The following is a 14,747-nucleotide window of genomic DNA, read 5'->3' as shown; positions in this document are numbered from 1 at the left end:
GGGTGAGGACGTCGGGGCGGGGCTGGCCGTCGGGGAAGAAGGGACCCTCGGGGTCGGGCTGCAGCGTGGCGATGTCGGCGCCGCGGGCGTGGGTGACGGTCCACCCCTGCGGGACGAGGGCACGGAATCCGTCGAGGACGGTCTCCACGCTCTCCCGGGGATGCCCGTTCGGCATCCAGTCGACCTGGCCCGAGTCGCCGGCCCAGTCGCCCAGCATGGCCTGGCAGTCGTCGGCGTTGGGGCCGATGACCGCGATGGTGCGGGTGGCGCTGTCCGCCGCCAGGGCCCGGCCGTCCGTGCCGGCGGTCAGGCCGCCGTCCAGCGGGAGGGTGCCGTCGTTGCGCAGCAGCACCAGCGAGCGGCGGGCGACCCGCAGGTTGAGCTCCGAGTGCGGGGCGCAGCCGATCACCTCGGCCTGCCGCCGGGTGTCGGGGCGGCGGGGGTTCTCGAAGAGGCCGAGCTCGAACTTCAGCCGCAGGATCCGCCGGACGGCGGCGTCGACGTCCGCCTCCGCGAGCAGACCGCGGTCGAGGGCGTCCAGTGCGCCCTCGAAGAAGGAGGGCGTCGCCATCACCATGTCGTTGCCCGCGCCGACGGCCACGGTGGCGGCCTCGGTGCGGTCCGCGCAGACCTTCTGCTCCCAGACCATCCGCCCGACGTTGTCCCAGTCGGTGACGAGGGTCCCGGTGAACCCCCACTCCTCCTTGAGGACGTCGTTCAGCAGCCAGGTGTTGGCGGTGACGGGCACGCCGTCGATCGCCTGGTAGCCGAGCATGAAGGTGCGGCAGCCCTCCTGGACCGCGCGCTCGAACGGCGGCAGGAACCAGGAGCGGAGCTTGCGGGGGCTGATGTCGGCCTCGCTGGCGTCCCGGCCGCCCTGGGTCTCGGAGTACCCGGCGAAGTGCTTGGCACAGGCCAGTACGGCGGTGCTGTCCCGCAGCCCGGAGCCCTGGTAGCCGCGGATCATGGCCGCGCCGAACTCCGAGATCAGGAAGGGGTCCTCGCCGAAGGTCTCGCCCACCCGCCCCCACCGCAGGTCCCGGGTGATGCACAGGACGGGGGAGAAGACCCAGTGGATTCCGGTCGCCGCGGCCTCGACCGCGGTGACCCGGGCGCACTGCTCCGCGAGGTCGGGGTCCCAGGAGCAGGCCAGGGCCAGCTGGGTGGGGAAGACGGTGGCGCCGGGCCAGAAGGCGTGGCCGTGGATGCAGTCCTCGCCCACGATGAGCGGGATCCCCAGCCGGGTGCCGGCCGCCATGTCCATCGCCAGGGGCAGCCGCTCGGGCGAGGTGTGCAGCACCGAGCCGGCGAGGCGGGTGAGGACGACGTCCTCCAGGTCGCCCCGGGCGTCGAGCTGGAGCATCTGGCCGACCTTCTCGGCCCGGGTCATCCGGGACAGCAGGTCGTCGACGCGCTGCTCGACCGGCAGGGCGGGGTCGCGGTAGGGAAGGGCCTCGGCAGCGCCGGTCGGCGGCCCGCCCAGCAGCTGGCTCGGGTTGTGGGCGGTAACCATGGCAGGGCGGGTACTTTCGTCAGGCGGGACCGGATGGGGTGTGCCGAAGGCAGTGCAGGGGTGCCACGCGCCGCCTCAGGGATGCGGTGAGCAGCAGGAAGACTTTTTCTAGGGCGTGAAGTTATGGCGTGGCGCCCAGGACTGTCAACCATCGCCCTCCGGGCGGCCACTCGGTCGTGTCGCGGCGGCGGCCGGTCGGGCCCCGCGGCGGACCGGGGCCCGGCGCAGGGGTCGGAACCTGCATCGGAGGGCGCGTCGCGCAGAAGCTGCGCCGGTCAGGATACGGGGGAGGGGCGGCGGCGTTCCACCGGCCCCGCCGCCGGCCGGCAGCGGCCGGGTCGGCGCGCAGCGGGATGCGCAGAGTGGTTGCCTGGTGCCGCCGTCGCGGCCCGTCCGGCTCGGTACGGCCCGGACGGATGCCCGTCCGGGCCTGGTGCGGTGGCTGTCAGTGCACCGTCGCCGGGAACGGCTTGTGATGCCGGCTGATGTTCCGCTCCAGCAGCCGGGTGGCCTCCCGGACGCCGACGGCGGCGCCGTCCGCGGCGTCGGGGAGGCGCCCCTGGGCGGCCTTGAGGTCGCGCAGGGCGGCGTCGATGGCGGCATGTGCGGCGAACAGGCAGGGTGTGCTGTAGATGGCGATGTCGACGCCGAGCGCGGTGAGTTCGGGCAGCGAGAGCCGGGGTGACTTGCCGCCCGCGATCTGGTTGAAGAGCAGCGGCTTGTCGCCGAGCACGTCGCGGATACGGCGGATCCACTCCACGCTGCGGACGCCGTCCACCAGCACCACGTCGGCGTCCGTCTTGGCGAGCGCCGCCGCCCGGCGAAGGATGTCGTCCTCCTCCACGGCGTCGGTGCGGGCCACGACCACCATGTTCCCCCGGCACTCCAGCACCAGGTGCAGCTTCTCCAGGTACTCCTCGAAGGGGAGGACGAGTTTGCCGTCGGCGTGCCCGCAGCGGCGCGGCCGTTTCTGGTCCTCCAGGATGATCCCGGACGCGCCGGCCCGGTCCAGCCGCTGCACGACATGGCAGGCGACCTCGGGGTCGACATAGCCGTCGTCGATGTCCACCAGCAGGTGGCGGCCGGGGAAGGCGAGGCGCAGCCGCTCGACGAAGGCGGCCATGTCCGGCCAGGCGATGAAGCCGATGTCGGGGAGGCCGTAGTGGGAGGCGGCGAATCCGAAACCGGAGACGAAGAACCCGTCGAAGTGTTCGGCGGCGACGGACGCCGAGTACATGTCGTAGATGCCGATCAGGGGAGTGGTGCCGGGCGCCGCGATCTCTCGGCGCAGAGCGGTTCCGTAGTCCATGAAGACTCCGTGGCTGCAGGGCGTGCGGGGACGCAGGGAGGTGCCTGACGGCTCATTTGACCTTCCCGTCCGCCCGGTTCCGGGTACGCCTCGACGGGCCGCCCCCGAATGGCCCACCGGGTCCGGGGCTGCGCCCGGGCCGCCTTGTGCAACCTTCGGGTTGCATATGGGGTCAGTGATGTGCAACTCTGAGGTTGCATTCAATGGCGGCGATGAAGGAGCCCCTGATGAGCGACGAGCGGATCGAACGTGAAACCCTGATCGCAGCGCCCCTGGAGCGGGTCTGGTCCCTGGTGGCCGAGCCCGGCTTCTGGGTGGCCGACCCGGAGAGCGTGCGCGGCACCGTGGCGAGAGAGGGCGAGTCGATGGTGGCGAAGAACGCCGAGTACGGCGACTTCCCGGTGCGGGTGGAGAAGGTGGAGCCGCCCACCTATCTGGCCTACCGCTGGGCCAGTGCGTTCCCGGGGGAGGAGCTGCGCGAGGACAACAGCACCCTGGTGGAGTTCACCCTGACCCCCGAGGGCGACGGGACCCGGCTGCGCGTCGTGGAGAGCGGCTTCGCTTCCCTGTCCGGCTCCGAGGAACTGCGCAGCCGGGCGTTGAAGGACAACAGCGGAGGCTGGCCCCAGGTGCTGGACGCCTTCAGGGTGCGCGCGGAACAGCAGGCCGCGTGACGGACCAGCCCCGCGGCGCCGCCCCGGCGGTCGACAGCGTCCTTGCCGCGCTCGCCGATCCGACGAGGCGTCAACTGCTCGACCTGCTGGCCGCGCAGGGCGAGGTCACGGCGACGACGCTGGCCGCCGGGGTCCCCGTCTCGCGGCAGGCGGTGGTCAAGCACCTGGCCGTGCTGGACGCCGCGGGGCTGGTGTCCGGCACCAAGGTCGGACGCGAGGTGCGGTACGCGGTGCGTCCTGCGGCGCTGAACGCGACGGCGCGGTGGATGGCCGCGCTCGCAGCCGACTGGGATCGGCGGCTGGCGAACATCAAGCGCATCGCCGAGGCGGCGGAAGACGAAGCGCGCCGGTAGACCCGGCGGGCAGGGCCGCTCTCCGGGGTCGGGCGCCGCCGGGCGGGTGCGGTGGACGCCATGGGCGACACGCCGGCCGGTCGCCGAGGGGCGTGCGGCGGCCTGACGCTGCGGAGTGACGTCCCGGCCTCGCGCGGGGGCCGCCGATCCGGCATCGGCTGCTGCGCCGGGCGGGTGGAAGGCTCCGGGGTGGCCGGCGCCGGGCGGGTCGCAGCCCTGGCCGGGCGCGGCGGTCGGCCCGGCGCGGTCTCAGTGCGCCGGGCTGCCGTTCGCGGCCGGGGCGAAGCGGCTGATCAGCAGGGCGAGGCGGTGGTCGTGGGCCTCGCGGTGCATCCGGCCGTCGCGCATCAGGGTGAGCAGGCCGTGCAGCCCGCTCCAGAAGGTCTCGGTCAGCGCGCCGGGGTCGTCGTCCCCCGCGAGCGGCTCGACGGCCTGGAGCAGTTCGCCGAAGGCGCGGCGCAGCGGGGCGGGGGCCTCGGGGGTCGCGAACGGCAGGTCGACGGCGTGGGTGAACATCACGTCGTAGAGCGCCGGGTGCCGTTCGGCGAAACTCGTGTAGGCCTCGGCCACGGCGTGCAGCGCCTCGCGCGGTCCGGACGCCGCGGTGCGGGCGGTGTGCAGTTCGTCGGCGAGGTCGGCGCAGCCCTGGACGGCGACGGCCGCCATGATGGCGCCCTTGCCCTTGAAGTGGCTGTAGAGGACGGGCTGGCTGTACTCGATCTCGGCGGCCAGGCGGCGGGTGGTGACCGCGTCCCAGCCCTCGGCCTCGGCCAGGTCCCGGGCGCAGGTGATGATCAGCTGCTCGCGCTCCGCGCGTTCGCGCTCCCGGCGCGACTGAATCGACATGGCCCGAATTCTAGCACCGCTAGCGCACCTGTCGACGCTCTGCTAGTGTCGCCTCAATTCCTAGCAGCGCTAGAAAAAGGGGACCGACGTGCTCACCGCCACCGCCTACAGCCTTGCCGTCGTGCTCGACCTCTTCGTCGTCCTGATCGGCGCCCGCTTCCTGCTGGCGCCCCGGCCCTCCGCCGCAGGCTACGGAGTCCCGGCCAAGGAGGACGGCGACGCCGCATACCTGACGATCAAGGGCCTGCGCGACACCACCTTCGGCATCATGGGCCTCGCCCTGCTGGCCTTCGCCGGTGCCCACGCCGAGGCCTGGTTCATGCTCGTCGTGGCCATAGCCCCGTTCGGCGACACCCTGATCGTGCTGCGCCACGGCGGCAGCAGGGCCACCGCCTTCGGCGTCCACTTCGCGACCGCGATCGTCGTACTGCTCAGCGCAGCCCTGCTGTTCGCGGTCTGAAACCGCCCGCGCCGCACCACCCGCCGCGCCGCACCCCCGCCACCCACGGCAGGGGCGGGGCGCGGCGGCCGCGCTGCCCAGGGCCGTACGGCACCGCGCCGCCACCGCCGGCAGTGCGTCCGTGCCGCCGGGCGCCCGCAAGGCGACTCCCGCCCGCACCGGATGGACCGCCACGTCCGCGAAGCAGAGCCGGGAGGACACCCCCGGTCACATCCGGTTCTCCACGAGCGCTCCCGTGACGGCGTCGAGGAGGACAGTCCCGGCGGCCTCCGTCTGCCCGGGACGGTGCAGATCGACCACCCAGCACGGACGCCAGGCCGAACCCACCTGTTGGGCCACCAGGACGGCGGTGCCGGACCGCGTTCCCCTGAACATCCCCGAGGCGAGCCTCTGAGCCTGGGCCCTGCCGATGACAGGGCGGGGAAGGTGTGGGTCGGGAACCCGTGTCGCGTCGATGCCGATGATGCGTCCGGAGGAGGAGACGGTGATTCCCAGGCGCATCGGCATCATCACACCGTCCACGTACCGGCGATAGGTGAGCAGTCGCGCCCGCGTGGTGGGCGCGATCTGCTGGAAGGTCTCCTTGCTTCCTCTGACCTCGTCGGGGAACCACTCGGCGGCGAAGCGCTCACCCGATGTGCGCAGCTGCTCCTGGGAGAGCTGCCCGTTGTTGTCGTCGTCTGCGACGGACATGGCGGAGATCAGCTTCTGCGCAGGCCACGAGAGGGTGAGCCTGCCGTTGGTCGTGGTCACCATCAGCTGCGCCCCGGACGCGGGGGTGGCCTCCATGAGCTGGACGGCCGTCACCTTGACGTCCCGGCCGAAGAGGCGCTCGGTGACGGAGCGAGCCGCCCGGTTCTGCTCGGGTGTCCCCGCGACAAGCCCCGCCCCGCGGTGCACCGGAGTGAGGACGAACTGATAGGTGAGCACCAGGGCGACGACGCTCATTCCCAGTGCGCCCACGTCCTGCAGGGCCGCACGGATGGTGAACTCCGGTGTCCGGCACGTGAGAAGGAGGGTGAGCACACCGAGGAAGAGACCGGCTGCGGCTCCGAGTACGTTGGCGATGAAGTCGCCCCTGTCGCAGGACCTGCCTATCGGCAGGGTCGCCTGGAGGGCCTCGATGGTTCCGGAGAGCAGCGCTGCTCCCGCCAGGACGAGCAGAGGGCGGCGGACGACCAGCACGGCAAGCAGGCAGAGCGGGACGAACAGGGCCAGGTTCAGCCGTCCCTGCTCGGTGGACAACAGTCCGCGCAACGAACCACCGGCCTCGCACAGCCGCCCCGCCGCTGAGTCGGTGGAACCCGTCGGGTACAGGGTGGCGGTCAACACGGCGGCGAGTGACGCCCCGAGGAGTGCGCCGATCACGGTCGACCGCTGTCGTGCGTGCAACGCCAGGGCGCACGGGGTGCCGAGCAGAAACGCGGCCACCAGGAACGCCGGAATGAGGCCGCTGTAGGAGGAGACGATGGCTGTGAGCACGGCTTGAGTCCTTCGGGGGGAGCACGCGGGCAAGCGGTCGGGGCCGGCCATGGTGCGCCGGCCCCGACCGTCGGATCAGCAGCCGCCGGTGGTGGCTGACCCCCTTGCTTCAGCGCGTGCCCGTGAACGGTCGAGGTCCTGCACGTGGTCCTTCGCGTCCAGGTTCCTCGTCGCCGCCAACGGCCGCCAGGTCCCCCGCCGCCGGTGCGACCGGGTCCTGAGGCTGGAGCGGTGTTCCGGCGTACCGCGGCTTCGTCGGCGGTACGAGGGTCTGCGGTCAGGGCACGGCGGGCAGGCCCAGGGCGGCGGGCACCTCGCTGAGTCCCACCTCGCCCGCGGTGGCGGAGCACAGCAGTGACTCAAGGCCCTTCAGCAGTACCGGGATCCGGTCCTGCGGCAGCCGACCGGTGTCGGCGAGCAGCGACACCTGGCAGTGCGGCCCGTGCTGGGCGAGCGACAGACAGTAGGTCATGTCGTGGCGCTCGTAGCTGCGGACGAAAGCGGGATCCTGCCGGGAGTACGGGTGCGCCCCCTCGGCCGGGTGGTTGATCCGCCAGTCCAGTCCGAGCCGGGCGTCGTTGAAGTACCCGGTGAGGTCGAGCGGGTGGCGCCGCGATCGGTCGAGCTCGTCCGTGAGCGCGACCAGCGAGTCCGGATCGTACTGGGCCCGCATGTAGCCGCTGGTGGAACGGCGGTACACCTCCCGGACGGCGTCCTCCAGTGAGACGTCGGCCCAGTCGAACACCAGCAGGCCGTCCTGCACGGTGGAGGTCATCAGCTGCTGCTGCCGCTCGGTGAGGCGATTGCCGGTGATCAGCAGCATGGCCACGGTGGGCTGGGCGCGGACGGCGCAGAGCGCCGCGGCGGCCAGCGTCAGCAGCACGGTGGAACTGGAGGTGCGGGTGCGCTCCGCCAGCTCCAGGGAGGCGGCGGCCAGGGCGGTCGAGGTCAGCCGCCACTGCTGCACCGAGGGGTCGGCCCGTACGCCGTCCGGCGGGCGCGGTGCGGTGTCGGGGACCCCGGCGAGCCGCGCCCTCCAGTGCCGCATCGCCCGCGCATCCTGCCGCCGGCCCTGCTCGGACTTCTCGTACTCCGCCTGGTCCAGCGGCTGCCAGAGATCCCCTGCGGCGGCAGTGCCGCCCGAGAGCAGGCGGCGAAGGGAGTCGGTGAGCCGCTCCACGGCCCAGCCGTCCAGGGCCACGTGCGAGCAGACCATCACGATCGCCAGCACCCGGCGGCCCCGGCACACCAGGGCGAAGCGCACCGGCCACTCATGGCTGTGGCGGAACGGTTCTGCGGCCAGCTTCCTCGCCCGCCGGTCGGCGACCGCCTCGACCGCGGCCGCCGTCCCACCGCCGCCCTCACCCAGCTGGTACAGCTCGACCAGATGGGCCCCCTCCGCCGCGACGGTCTGCCGCGGGCCCGCGGAGCGCTCGGTGAAGCGGGTACGGAGCGTCTGGTTGGCCTCGACCAGCCGGCGCAGGGCCCCCAGGCACTCGTCCAGCGGCACACCGGGAGCGGCCAGCGGCACCACCTGCCGGATGCTGAGCGAGGCGAAGGCGCTGCCGTACCACTGCATCGGGCGCCACATGTGCAGCTGACCCCAGGTCATGGGCCCGTCGCCGCCCTGCGCGGAGAACGGCACCGGCTCCCAGGAGACACGGCCGCTCCCGGCGTCCGCCTCCGCTCCGTCCCGCTGCCCCGGTACCGCTCGCGCCGTGACCGTCGCCCCCACGGAGGCAGGAGGCCGCACACCGGCGGCCGCCATGGAATCCACACTGTCGGACGTCATCGATCCACCGTTCCCCGTTGACACCCGGTCAGTTTCCAGGTGCCTAGCCAGCTTCCCTGAACGTTCCCCACCCACCCTGCCGGTGCGCCGCAGTCTCCGCCGCGGCGCACCGGCAGGATCAGGTGCCTGTGCCGCCGCCTGCGGCGGACGGCGATGCGGCGATCACCGGTCCGCCAGGAACGAGGCGAGCCTGTCGAGGTCGTCGACGAGGTCCCAGCCGTCGTCGTCGAGATCGATCTCCACCCCGTACTCGTCCTCCACCGCGTCGATCAGACGCATCCGGGAGAGCGAGGTGAGGCCCAGGGCAGACAGCGCCGTGCCACTGGTGAGGGCGTCCTGCGCCGGGATCGCGCCGTCCGAGGACTCGGCGACCAGCTCGGCCAGCCGCTCCTTGATCACAAGCTGGGTCATACGGATCCTCTCATCGATGGGCCGTCCACTCCGGCACCGTCCGGGCCCTCCGCGACCAGCCGGGCGGCCTCCGCCTCGGAGAGCTGGTCGAGCTCGGCGAACAGCAGGTCCTCCAGGGCCTGCGCGACCCCTGCCACCGTCCCGTGGTCGAACAGGGTCCTGATCGGCAGGTCCACGTCGGCGGCGGCACGCAGCCTGGCGGTCACCTTGACCGCCAGCAGCGAGTGACCGCCCAGGGCGAAGAAGTTGTCCAGCGCGCCCACGTCCGGCACCCCGAGCACCTCGGAGAAGACCTCCGCCACCAGCAGTTCCGCGTCGGTGCGCGGAGCGACCGCCTCCGTGGTGCGGGTGGGCTCCGGCAGCGCCCTGCGGTCGAGCTTCCCGCCGGGCGTCAGCGGCAGCGCGTCCAGCCGGACCCAGACCGCGGGGACCAGATGCGCCGGCAGGGAGCCACGCAGCTCGGCGGCCAGCGGCTCCGGGTCGCCGACGCTGTAGCCGACCAGGGTCTGGCCGTGGACGGCGACCGCGCCCCGGCCGCCGAGACGGGCCTCGATCTCGCCGGGCTCGATCCGGAAGCCGCGCAGCTTCACCTGGTCGTCCAGGCGGCCCAGGAACTCCAGCTGTCCGTCCGGCCGCAGCCGAGCCCGGTCGCCACTGCGGTAGAGCCGCCGCCCGCCCACGGTGACGAACCGCTCCGCGGTCAGCTCGGGACGGCCGAGGTAGCCGTCGGCGAGGCCTGTGCCGCCGATGCACAGCTCACCCGGCGCCCCGGGCGGTACCGGTTCGCCGTGGGCGCCGAGAAGCACGATGGCGGTACCGCCGATGGGGCGGCCGATCGGGGGACGGCCGTCGCCGGCGAGGTCCGCGCCGGTGAGGTTCGCGGCGGTGGCGATCACGGCGGCCTCGGTGGGGCCGTAGGTGTTGACCAGCCGTACCCGGTCGCCGAAGTGCTTGCGCCAGCGCTGCACCGCGGCCTCGTGGACCTGCTCGCCGCCGAGGACGACCAGGCGCAGGGTGTCCGGCCAGGGGATCCGGTCGATCTCGTCCACCAGGTGGTGCCAGTAGGCGGTGGGCAGGTCGAGGACGGTGACGCCGTCGAGGTGGTCGGTGAGGGTGATGGCGCCGTCGGGGAGCAGCTCGATCGTGGCTCCGGAGGCCAGCGCGGGGAAGATCTCCTCCACGTGGGTGTCGAAGCTCAGCGAGGCGAACTGGACGATCCGGTCCGCGGGCGTCAGCTCATAGGCCTCGCGCATCCAGGCCACCCGTGCGGCGAGTGCCCGGTGGCCCACCGCGACGCCCTTGGGGACGCCGGTCGAGCCCGAGGTGTAGATCACATAGGCGGCGTCCGTCCCGGTGGGCTCGCAGTGCCGTCGCAGGCCGTCCGGGGTCAGCACCACCGAGGCGCCGCTGTCCTCCACCATGAAGGCCAGGCGCTGCTCGGGATAGTCCGGGTCGAGCGGCAGATAGGCGCTGCCGGCCCGCCAGGCGGCGAGCATCGCGGCGACGGCGTCGGGGGTGCGGCCCAGCCGGATGCCGACGATGCCGCCCGCGGGCAGCTCCTCGGCGATGCGTGCGGCGCGGGCGTCGAGTTCGGCGTACGTCAGGCGCCGGTCGCCGCAGGAGAGTGCGACCGCGTCGGGGTGCTCCCGCACCGCTCGGCCGAAGAGCTCCAGGACCGCGGGGGTGTCGCCCAGCGGCGGTCCCTCGAGGACCGCGGGGTCGTCGGCGGTGAGGATCGGAAGGGCGGAGACCGCGGTGGCGGGGTGGTCGGGCAGGGCGCGCAGCAGCAGCGCGAACCGCTCGGTGAGCCGCTCGACGGTCCGGTGCTCGAACAGTTCGGCGTCGTACACCAGGGACAGCAGCAGTTCCCCGCCGTCCTCCCAGGCCTCCAGCATCAGATCGAACTTGGCCTGCTGGAAGCCGCCGTCGAAGCCCGTGCTGTGCAGCCCGGCGAAGCCGTTCTCGTCGTGGTCCGCGCCCTGGGTGTGCAGGATCGCCATGGTCTGGAACAGCGGGGCGCTGGACCAGTTGCGGGTCCTGTGCAGCTGCGCCACCAGCTGCTCGAAGGGGATCCCCTGGTGGGTGAAGGCCTCCACCACGTCGTTGCGGGTCCGGTCCAGCAGCTCGGTGACGGACGGGTCGGCGGCCAGGTCGCCGCGCAGCACCAGGACGTCGGTGAGATAGCCGATGGCCGGTTCGAGCTCCAGCCGGTCGCGACCCGCGGTCACGGTGCCGACCAGGATGTCGCCGGTGCCGGTGTGCCGGGCGAGCACGGCCTGGTACGCGGCGAGCAGCACCATGAACATGGTGCACCGGCGGTCCCGGCCGAGCCGGGCGAGGGCGGCGGTCTCCTGCTCGTTCAGCCGGATCGAGGTCATTCCGCCGCTGCGCCTGGGGACGGTGGTGCGCGGGCGGTCGGTGGGCAGGCCCAACGGGGTGGGATCGGCGAGCCGCCGCTCCCAGTACTCCAGCATCCCGGCGGTGTCCTGACCCCGCTGCCAGGCGGCGATGTCGCCGAACTGCACCGGCAGCGGCGGCAGCCGGCGGCCGGAGTAGAGCGCGGCCAGCTCGTCGTAGAGCAGGTTCAGTGACCAGCCGTCGCCCAGGATGTGGTGCATCACCAGGCAGAGGACATGGTCGTCCGCGCCGAGCCTGATGAGCGTGGCACGCAGCGGCGGGGCGGAGGCGAGGTCCAGCGGGGTGTTGGTCCTGGCCGCCACCAGTTTGAGGGCCGCCTCCTCACCGGCCGCGGTCAGCTGCTCCACCGGGACCGGGGCGGGCGGCTCCACCACCGCGGCCGGGGCGCCGTCCACCTCCGGATAGCGGGTGCGCAGGATCTCATGACGCTCCGTCACCGTGTTGAGGGCGTCCTGCAGGGCCGACTGGTCCAGCTGCCCCTTCAGCCGCTTGACCAGCCACATGTTGTACGAGGCGTCCTGCGGGTCCAGGCGGTGCAGAAACCACAGCCGCTCCTGGTTGAAGGAGAGCGGCGCCTCGGTGCCCACCGGGAGCGGCACCGGGCCGGTCACCGCCCCGGGCGTCGCCGACTCCACCAGCAGCGCCAGTTCGGCGACGGTGGACTGCCGGAACACCTCGCTCACCGGGATCTGCGCGCCGGTACGGGCGGCCAGCCGGGCCGTGAGCATCGCGGCACGCAGCGAGTGGCCGCCGAGGGCGAAGAAGTCGTCGTCGGCCTGGACGTCCTCGACGCCCAGCACCTCGGTGACGACCGAGGCGACCACGCGCTCGGCGTCCGTCCGCGGGGGCCGGCCGGCGGAGCGCGGCACGTCGCCGGGGTGCGGCAGCGCCTTGCGGTCCACCTTGCCGTTGGGGGTCAGCGGCAGTGCGTCGAGGCGGACGTACTGGGTGGGCACCATGTAGCCGGGCAGCTGCCGGGAGAGGTGCTCGCGCAGCGCCCCGGGGCCGGTTCCCTCCCCGGGGCCGTCGCCCGCGCCGTCCTCCGCGACATGGAAGGCCACCAGGTTCTCGTCCCTGACCGCGACCACGGCCTGCCGCACCCCGGGATGGGTCTCCAGGGCCGCGGCGATCTCGCCCAGCTCGATGCGGTGGCCGCGCAGCTTGACCTGGTCGTCGGAGCGGCCGAAGAACTCCAGGGTGCCGTCGGGCAGCCGGCGCACCACGTCACCGGTGCGGTACACCCGCTCCCCGTCCCGGTCCACGAACCGCTCGGCGGTGAGCTCGGGCCGCCCCAGATAGCCGTCGGCGACTCCGGCGCCGCCGATCAGCAGCTCCCCGGGGACGCCGATCGGCGCGAGGGCGTCGTGGGCGTCGACCACATGGACGGTGGTGTTGGCGATCGGCCGGCCGACGGTGATGCGCCGGGGCTGCTGCGGGACCTCCCAGGCGGTGGACCAGATGGTGGTCTCGGTGGGCCCGTACACATTGACCAGCCTGGTGACCCGGGACCGCAGCTCCACCGCAAGCTTCTGCGGCAGCGGTTCGCCGCCGGTCAGCGCGGTGACCCTGGGCAGGTCGCCGGTGAGCAGCAGCCGCCAGCCCGAGGGGGTGGCCTGGACGTGGGTGACGCCCTCGTCCCGGACCAGCCGGGCCAGTGCGGCGCCGTCGCGTGCGGTGTCGCCGTCGGCGACGACCACCCGGCCGCCGGTGACCAGCGGGAGGTAGAGCTCCAGCGCGGAGATGTCGAAGGAGAGCGAGGTCAGAGCGAGCCAGCGGTCCTGCGGCGTCGAGCCGACCAGCGACTCCATGGCGTGCAGGAAGTTGGCCAGCGCCCGGTGCGGGACCACCACTCCCTTGGGGTTGCCGGTGGACCCGGAGGTGTACAGGACGTAGGCGGTGTCCTCCGGCGCCGGCCGCCGCACCGCGGCAGGCGCCGCCGGGAGGTCGAGCACATGGTCCAGGTCGGCGTCGGTGAGGGCCAGGGCCGCTCCGCAGTCCCTGACCACATAGGTGATCCGCGCCTCGGGGTACTCCGGGTCGATCGGGACGTACGCGGCTCCGGACATGGCGACGCCGAGCAGGGCGACGACCATCTCCGCGCGGCGCGAGCTCTGTACGGCGACCCGGGAGCCGCGGCGGACGCCCCGCCCGGCGAGCTCCTGGGCCAGTCCGGAGGCGGCCGCGACAAGCTGACGGTAGGTCAGCACACGGGTGCCCGACACCACGGCGACCGCCTCGGGGGCTGCCTCGGCCCGGGCGAGCACCAGGTCCACCAGGCTCAGCTCGGGGACCTCAACCGCCGTGTCGTTCCAGGAGTGCAGCAGGGCACGTTCGGCCGGTGGCAACAGCTCCAGGCGCCCGACGGTCCGGCCGGGGTCGGCAAGGAGGGAGCCGAGCAGCTGCTGGAAGCGCTCCGCCATCCGCTCCGCGGTGCCGTGGTCGAAGAGGTCGGTGCTGTAGATCAGGCAGGCGAGCAGGCTGTCGTCGGGCTGCTCGTAGAGGTCGAGGGAGAGGTCGCAGCGGGCCGAGTGCCAGCCCAGCGGGAACGGCTCGGCCGCGAGGCCCGGCAGCGGCTCCTCCACGTCACCATGGGTGTGCAGCGCGAACATTGCCTGGTAGAGCGGGGTGCGGCTGAGGTCGCGTTCCACGGCGAGTGCGGCGACCAGGCGCTCGAAGGGCACATCCGGGTGCGACAGCGCGGCCAGGACGTTTCTGCGGGTGGCGCGCAGCAGTTCGCCGAAGGCGGGGTCGGCGGTGAGGTCGCAGCGCAGCACCAGGGTGGTCGACAGGAAGCCGATCACCCGCTCCAGTTCGGGCCGGCCGCGCCCGGCGGCGGGCGTACCGACGCAGAACTCCTGCTGGCCGCTGTGCCGGGCGAGCAGCACCTGGTAGGCGGCGAGCAGCACCATGTACGGGGTGCAGCGGGCCTGCCGTGCCAGATCGCGCACCTCGGCGACGACCCCGGCGGAGAGCTGGAAGCGCACCTCCCCGCCGGAGGTGGTGCGCTCCGCCGGACGCGGCCGGTCGGTCGGCAGCTCCAGGTCGGGCGCGCCGGCCAGCCGCTCGATCCACCAGGTGGGATCGGCCGGCTCGTCGGCCGCCGCGACCAGTTCGCTGTACTGCGGCGCGGGGTCGGCCGGGGGCCGTCCGGCGTAGTGGGCCGCGATCTCGTCCCGCAGGATGTTGAACGACCAGCCGTCGCCGTTGATGTGGTGCAGCACCACGCACAGCACGTGGTCGTCGGGGGCCAGCCGGACCAGACCAACCAGGAACGGCGGGCCGGCGGCGAGGTCGAACCGCATGTTGGCCCAGCGGGCGACGATCTGCTCGGCCTCCTCGGTGGAGGCCGCCCCGACCTGCCGGATGAGCAGCGGGGAGGGGTCCTCGACGACGGCCCGGGGCTCGCCGCAGACCGCCTCGAAGCGGGTCCGCAGGGCGTCGTGCCGTGCCACCACGGCGGTGAAGGCCGCCTCCAGCGCCGCCACGTCC

General features: G+C 73.1%; 10 protein-coding genes. 3 read left to right on the top strand and 7 right to left on the bottom strand.

Annotated features, from left to right (window positions below):
- Together AOK09_RS17725 and AOK09_RS17720 are read right to left on the bottom strand one after the other, a co-directional pair.
- Nucleotides 1-1,513 (bottom strand): glycoside hydrolase family 3 protein (locus AOK09_RS17725; protein ID WP_169797038.1); only part of this gene is annotated, 1,513 nt, incomplete at its 3' end.
- A gap of 445 nt (nt 1,514-1,958) precedes the next feature.
- Nucleotides 1,959-2,822, bottom strand: coding sequence for an isocitrate lyase/PEP mutase family protein (locus AOK09_RS17720; RefSeq protein WP_055588184.1), 864 nt, complete (start codon nt 2,820-2,822; stop codon nt 1,959-1,961).
- 227 nt (nt 2,823-3,049) lie between these two features.
- On the opposite strand from AOK09_RS17720, the gene AOK09_RS17715 reads away from it, so the two are divergent.
- A complete protein-coding gene (locus tag AOK09_RS17715; protein WP_055588183.1) occupies nt 3,050-3,496 on the top strand; it encodes an SRPBCC domain-containing protein in 447 nt (148 codons plus the stop codon).
- Complete coding sequence (locus tag AOK09_RS17710; protein ID WP_055588182.1) at nt 3,493-3,849, top strand: ArsR/SmtB family transcription factor; 357 nt, start codon at nt 3,493-3,495, stop codon at nt 3,847-3,849. The genes AOK09_RS17715 and AOK09_RS17710 overlap by 4 nt, the downstream gene beginning before the upstream one ends.
- A 249-nt stretch (nt 3,850-4,098) precedes the next feature.
- Here AOK09_RS17710 and AOK09_RS17705 read toward each other — a convergent pair whose 3' ends face one another.
- On the bottom strand, nt 4,099-4,695 hold the full coding sequence (locus AOK09_RS17705) for a TetR/AcrR family transcriptional regulator (RefSeq protein WP_055588181.1): 597 nt from the start codon (nt 4,693-4,695) through the stop codon (nt 4,099-4,101).
- Between the two features lie 88 nt (nt 4,696-4,783).
- Here AOK09_RS17705 and AOK09_RS17700 point away from each other — a divergent pair, with 88 nt between their 5' ends.
- Nucleotides 4,784-5,155, top strand: a complete 372-nt coding sequence (locus AOK09_RS17700; protein ID WP_055588180.1) for a DUF4267 domain-containing protein — start codon at nt 4,784-4,786, stop codon at nt 5,153-5,155.
- A 207-nt stretch (nt 5,156-5,362) separates the two neighbouring features.
- Here the strand turns inward: AOK09_RS17700 and AOK09_RS17695 are convergent, their stop codons facing one another.
- The 4 genes from AOK09_RS17695 to AOK09_RS17680 form a co-directional block, all read right to left on the bottom strand.
- On the bottom strand, nt 5,363-6,637 hold the full coding sequence (locus AOK09_RS17695) for a VanZ family protein (RefSeq protein WP_055588179.1): 1,275 nt from the start codon (nt 6,635-6,637) through the stop codon (nt 5,363-5,365).
- A gap of 277 nt (nt 6,638-6,914) precedes the next feature.
- A complete protein-coding gene (locus AOK09_RS17690) occupies nt 6,915-8,429 on the bottom strand; it encodes a condensation domain-containing protein (RefSeq protein ID WP_055588178.1) in 1,515 nt (504 codons plus the stop codon).
- Between the two features lie 162 nt (nt 8,430-8,591).
- Nucleotides 8,592-8,840, bottom strand: coding sequence for an acyl carrier protein (locus tag AOK09_RS17685; protein ID WP_055588177.1), 249 nt, complete (start codon nt 8,838-8,840; stop codon nt 8,592-8,594).
- Nucleotides 8,837-14,747 (bottom strand): non-ribosomal peptide synthetase (locus tag AOK09_RS17680; protein ID WP_055588176.1); only part of this gene is annotated, 5,911 nt, incomplete at its 5' end. The genes AOK09_RS17685 and AOK09_RS17680, both read right to left, overlap by 4 nt.

Source organism: Peterkaempfera griseoplana, assembly GCF_001418575.1.
Classification (GTDB): Bacteria; Actinomycetota; Actinomycetes; order Streptomycetales; family Streptomycetaceae; genus Peterkaempfera; species Peterkaempfera griseoplana.
This window is presented reverse-complemented; position numbering and strand designations above follow the sequence as displayed.

Bases quoted from the DNA above. Each gene is read 5' to 3' on its own strand.
- AOK09_RS17720 (WP_055588184.1), bottom strand. From the start codon at position 2,822: ATGGACTACGGAACCGCTCTGCGCCGAGAGATCGCGGCGCCCGGCACC.
- AOK09_RS17715 (WP_055588183.1), top strand. From the start codon at position 3,050: ATGAGCGACGAGCGGATCGAACGTGAAACCCTGATCGCAGCGCCCCTG.
- AOK09_RS17705 (WP_055588181.1), bottom strand. From the start codon at position 4,695: ATGTCGATTCAGTCGCGCCGGGAGCGCGAACGCGCGGAGCGCGAGCAG.
- AOK09_RS17690 (WP_055588178.1), bottom strand. From the start codon at position 8,429: ATGACGTCCGACAGTGTGGATTCCATGGCGGCCGCCGGTGTGCGGCCT.
- AOK09_RS17685 (WP_055588177.1), bottom strand. From the start codon at position 8,840: ATGACCCAGCTTGTGATCAAGGAGCGGCTGGCCGAGCTGGTCGCCGAG.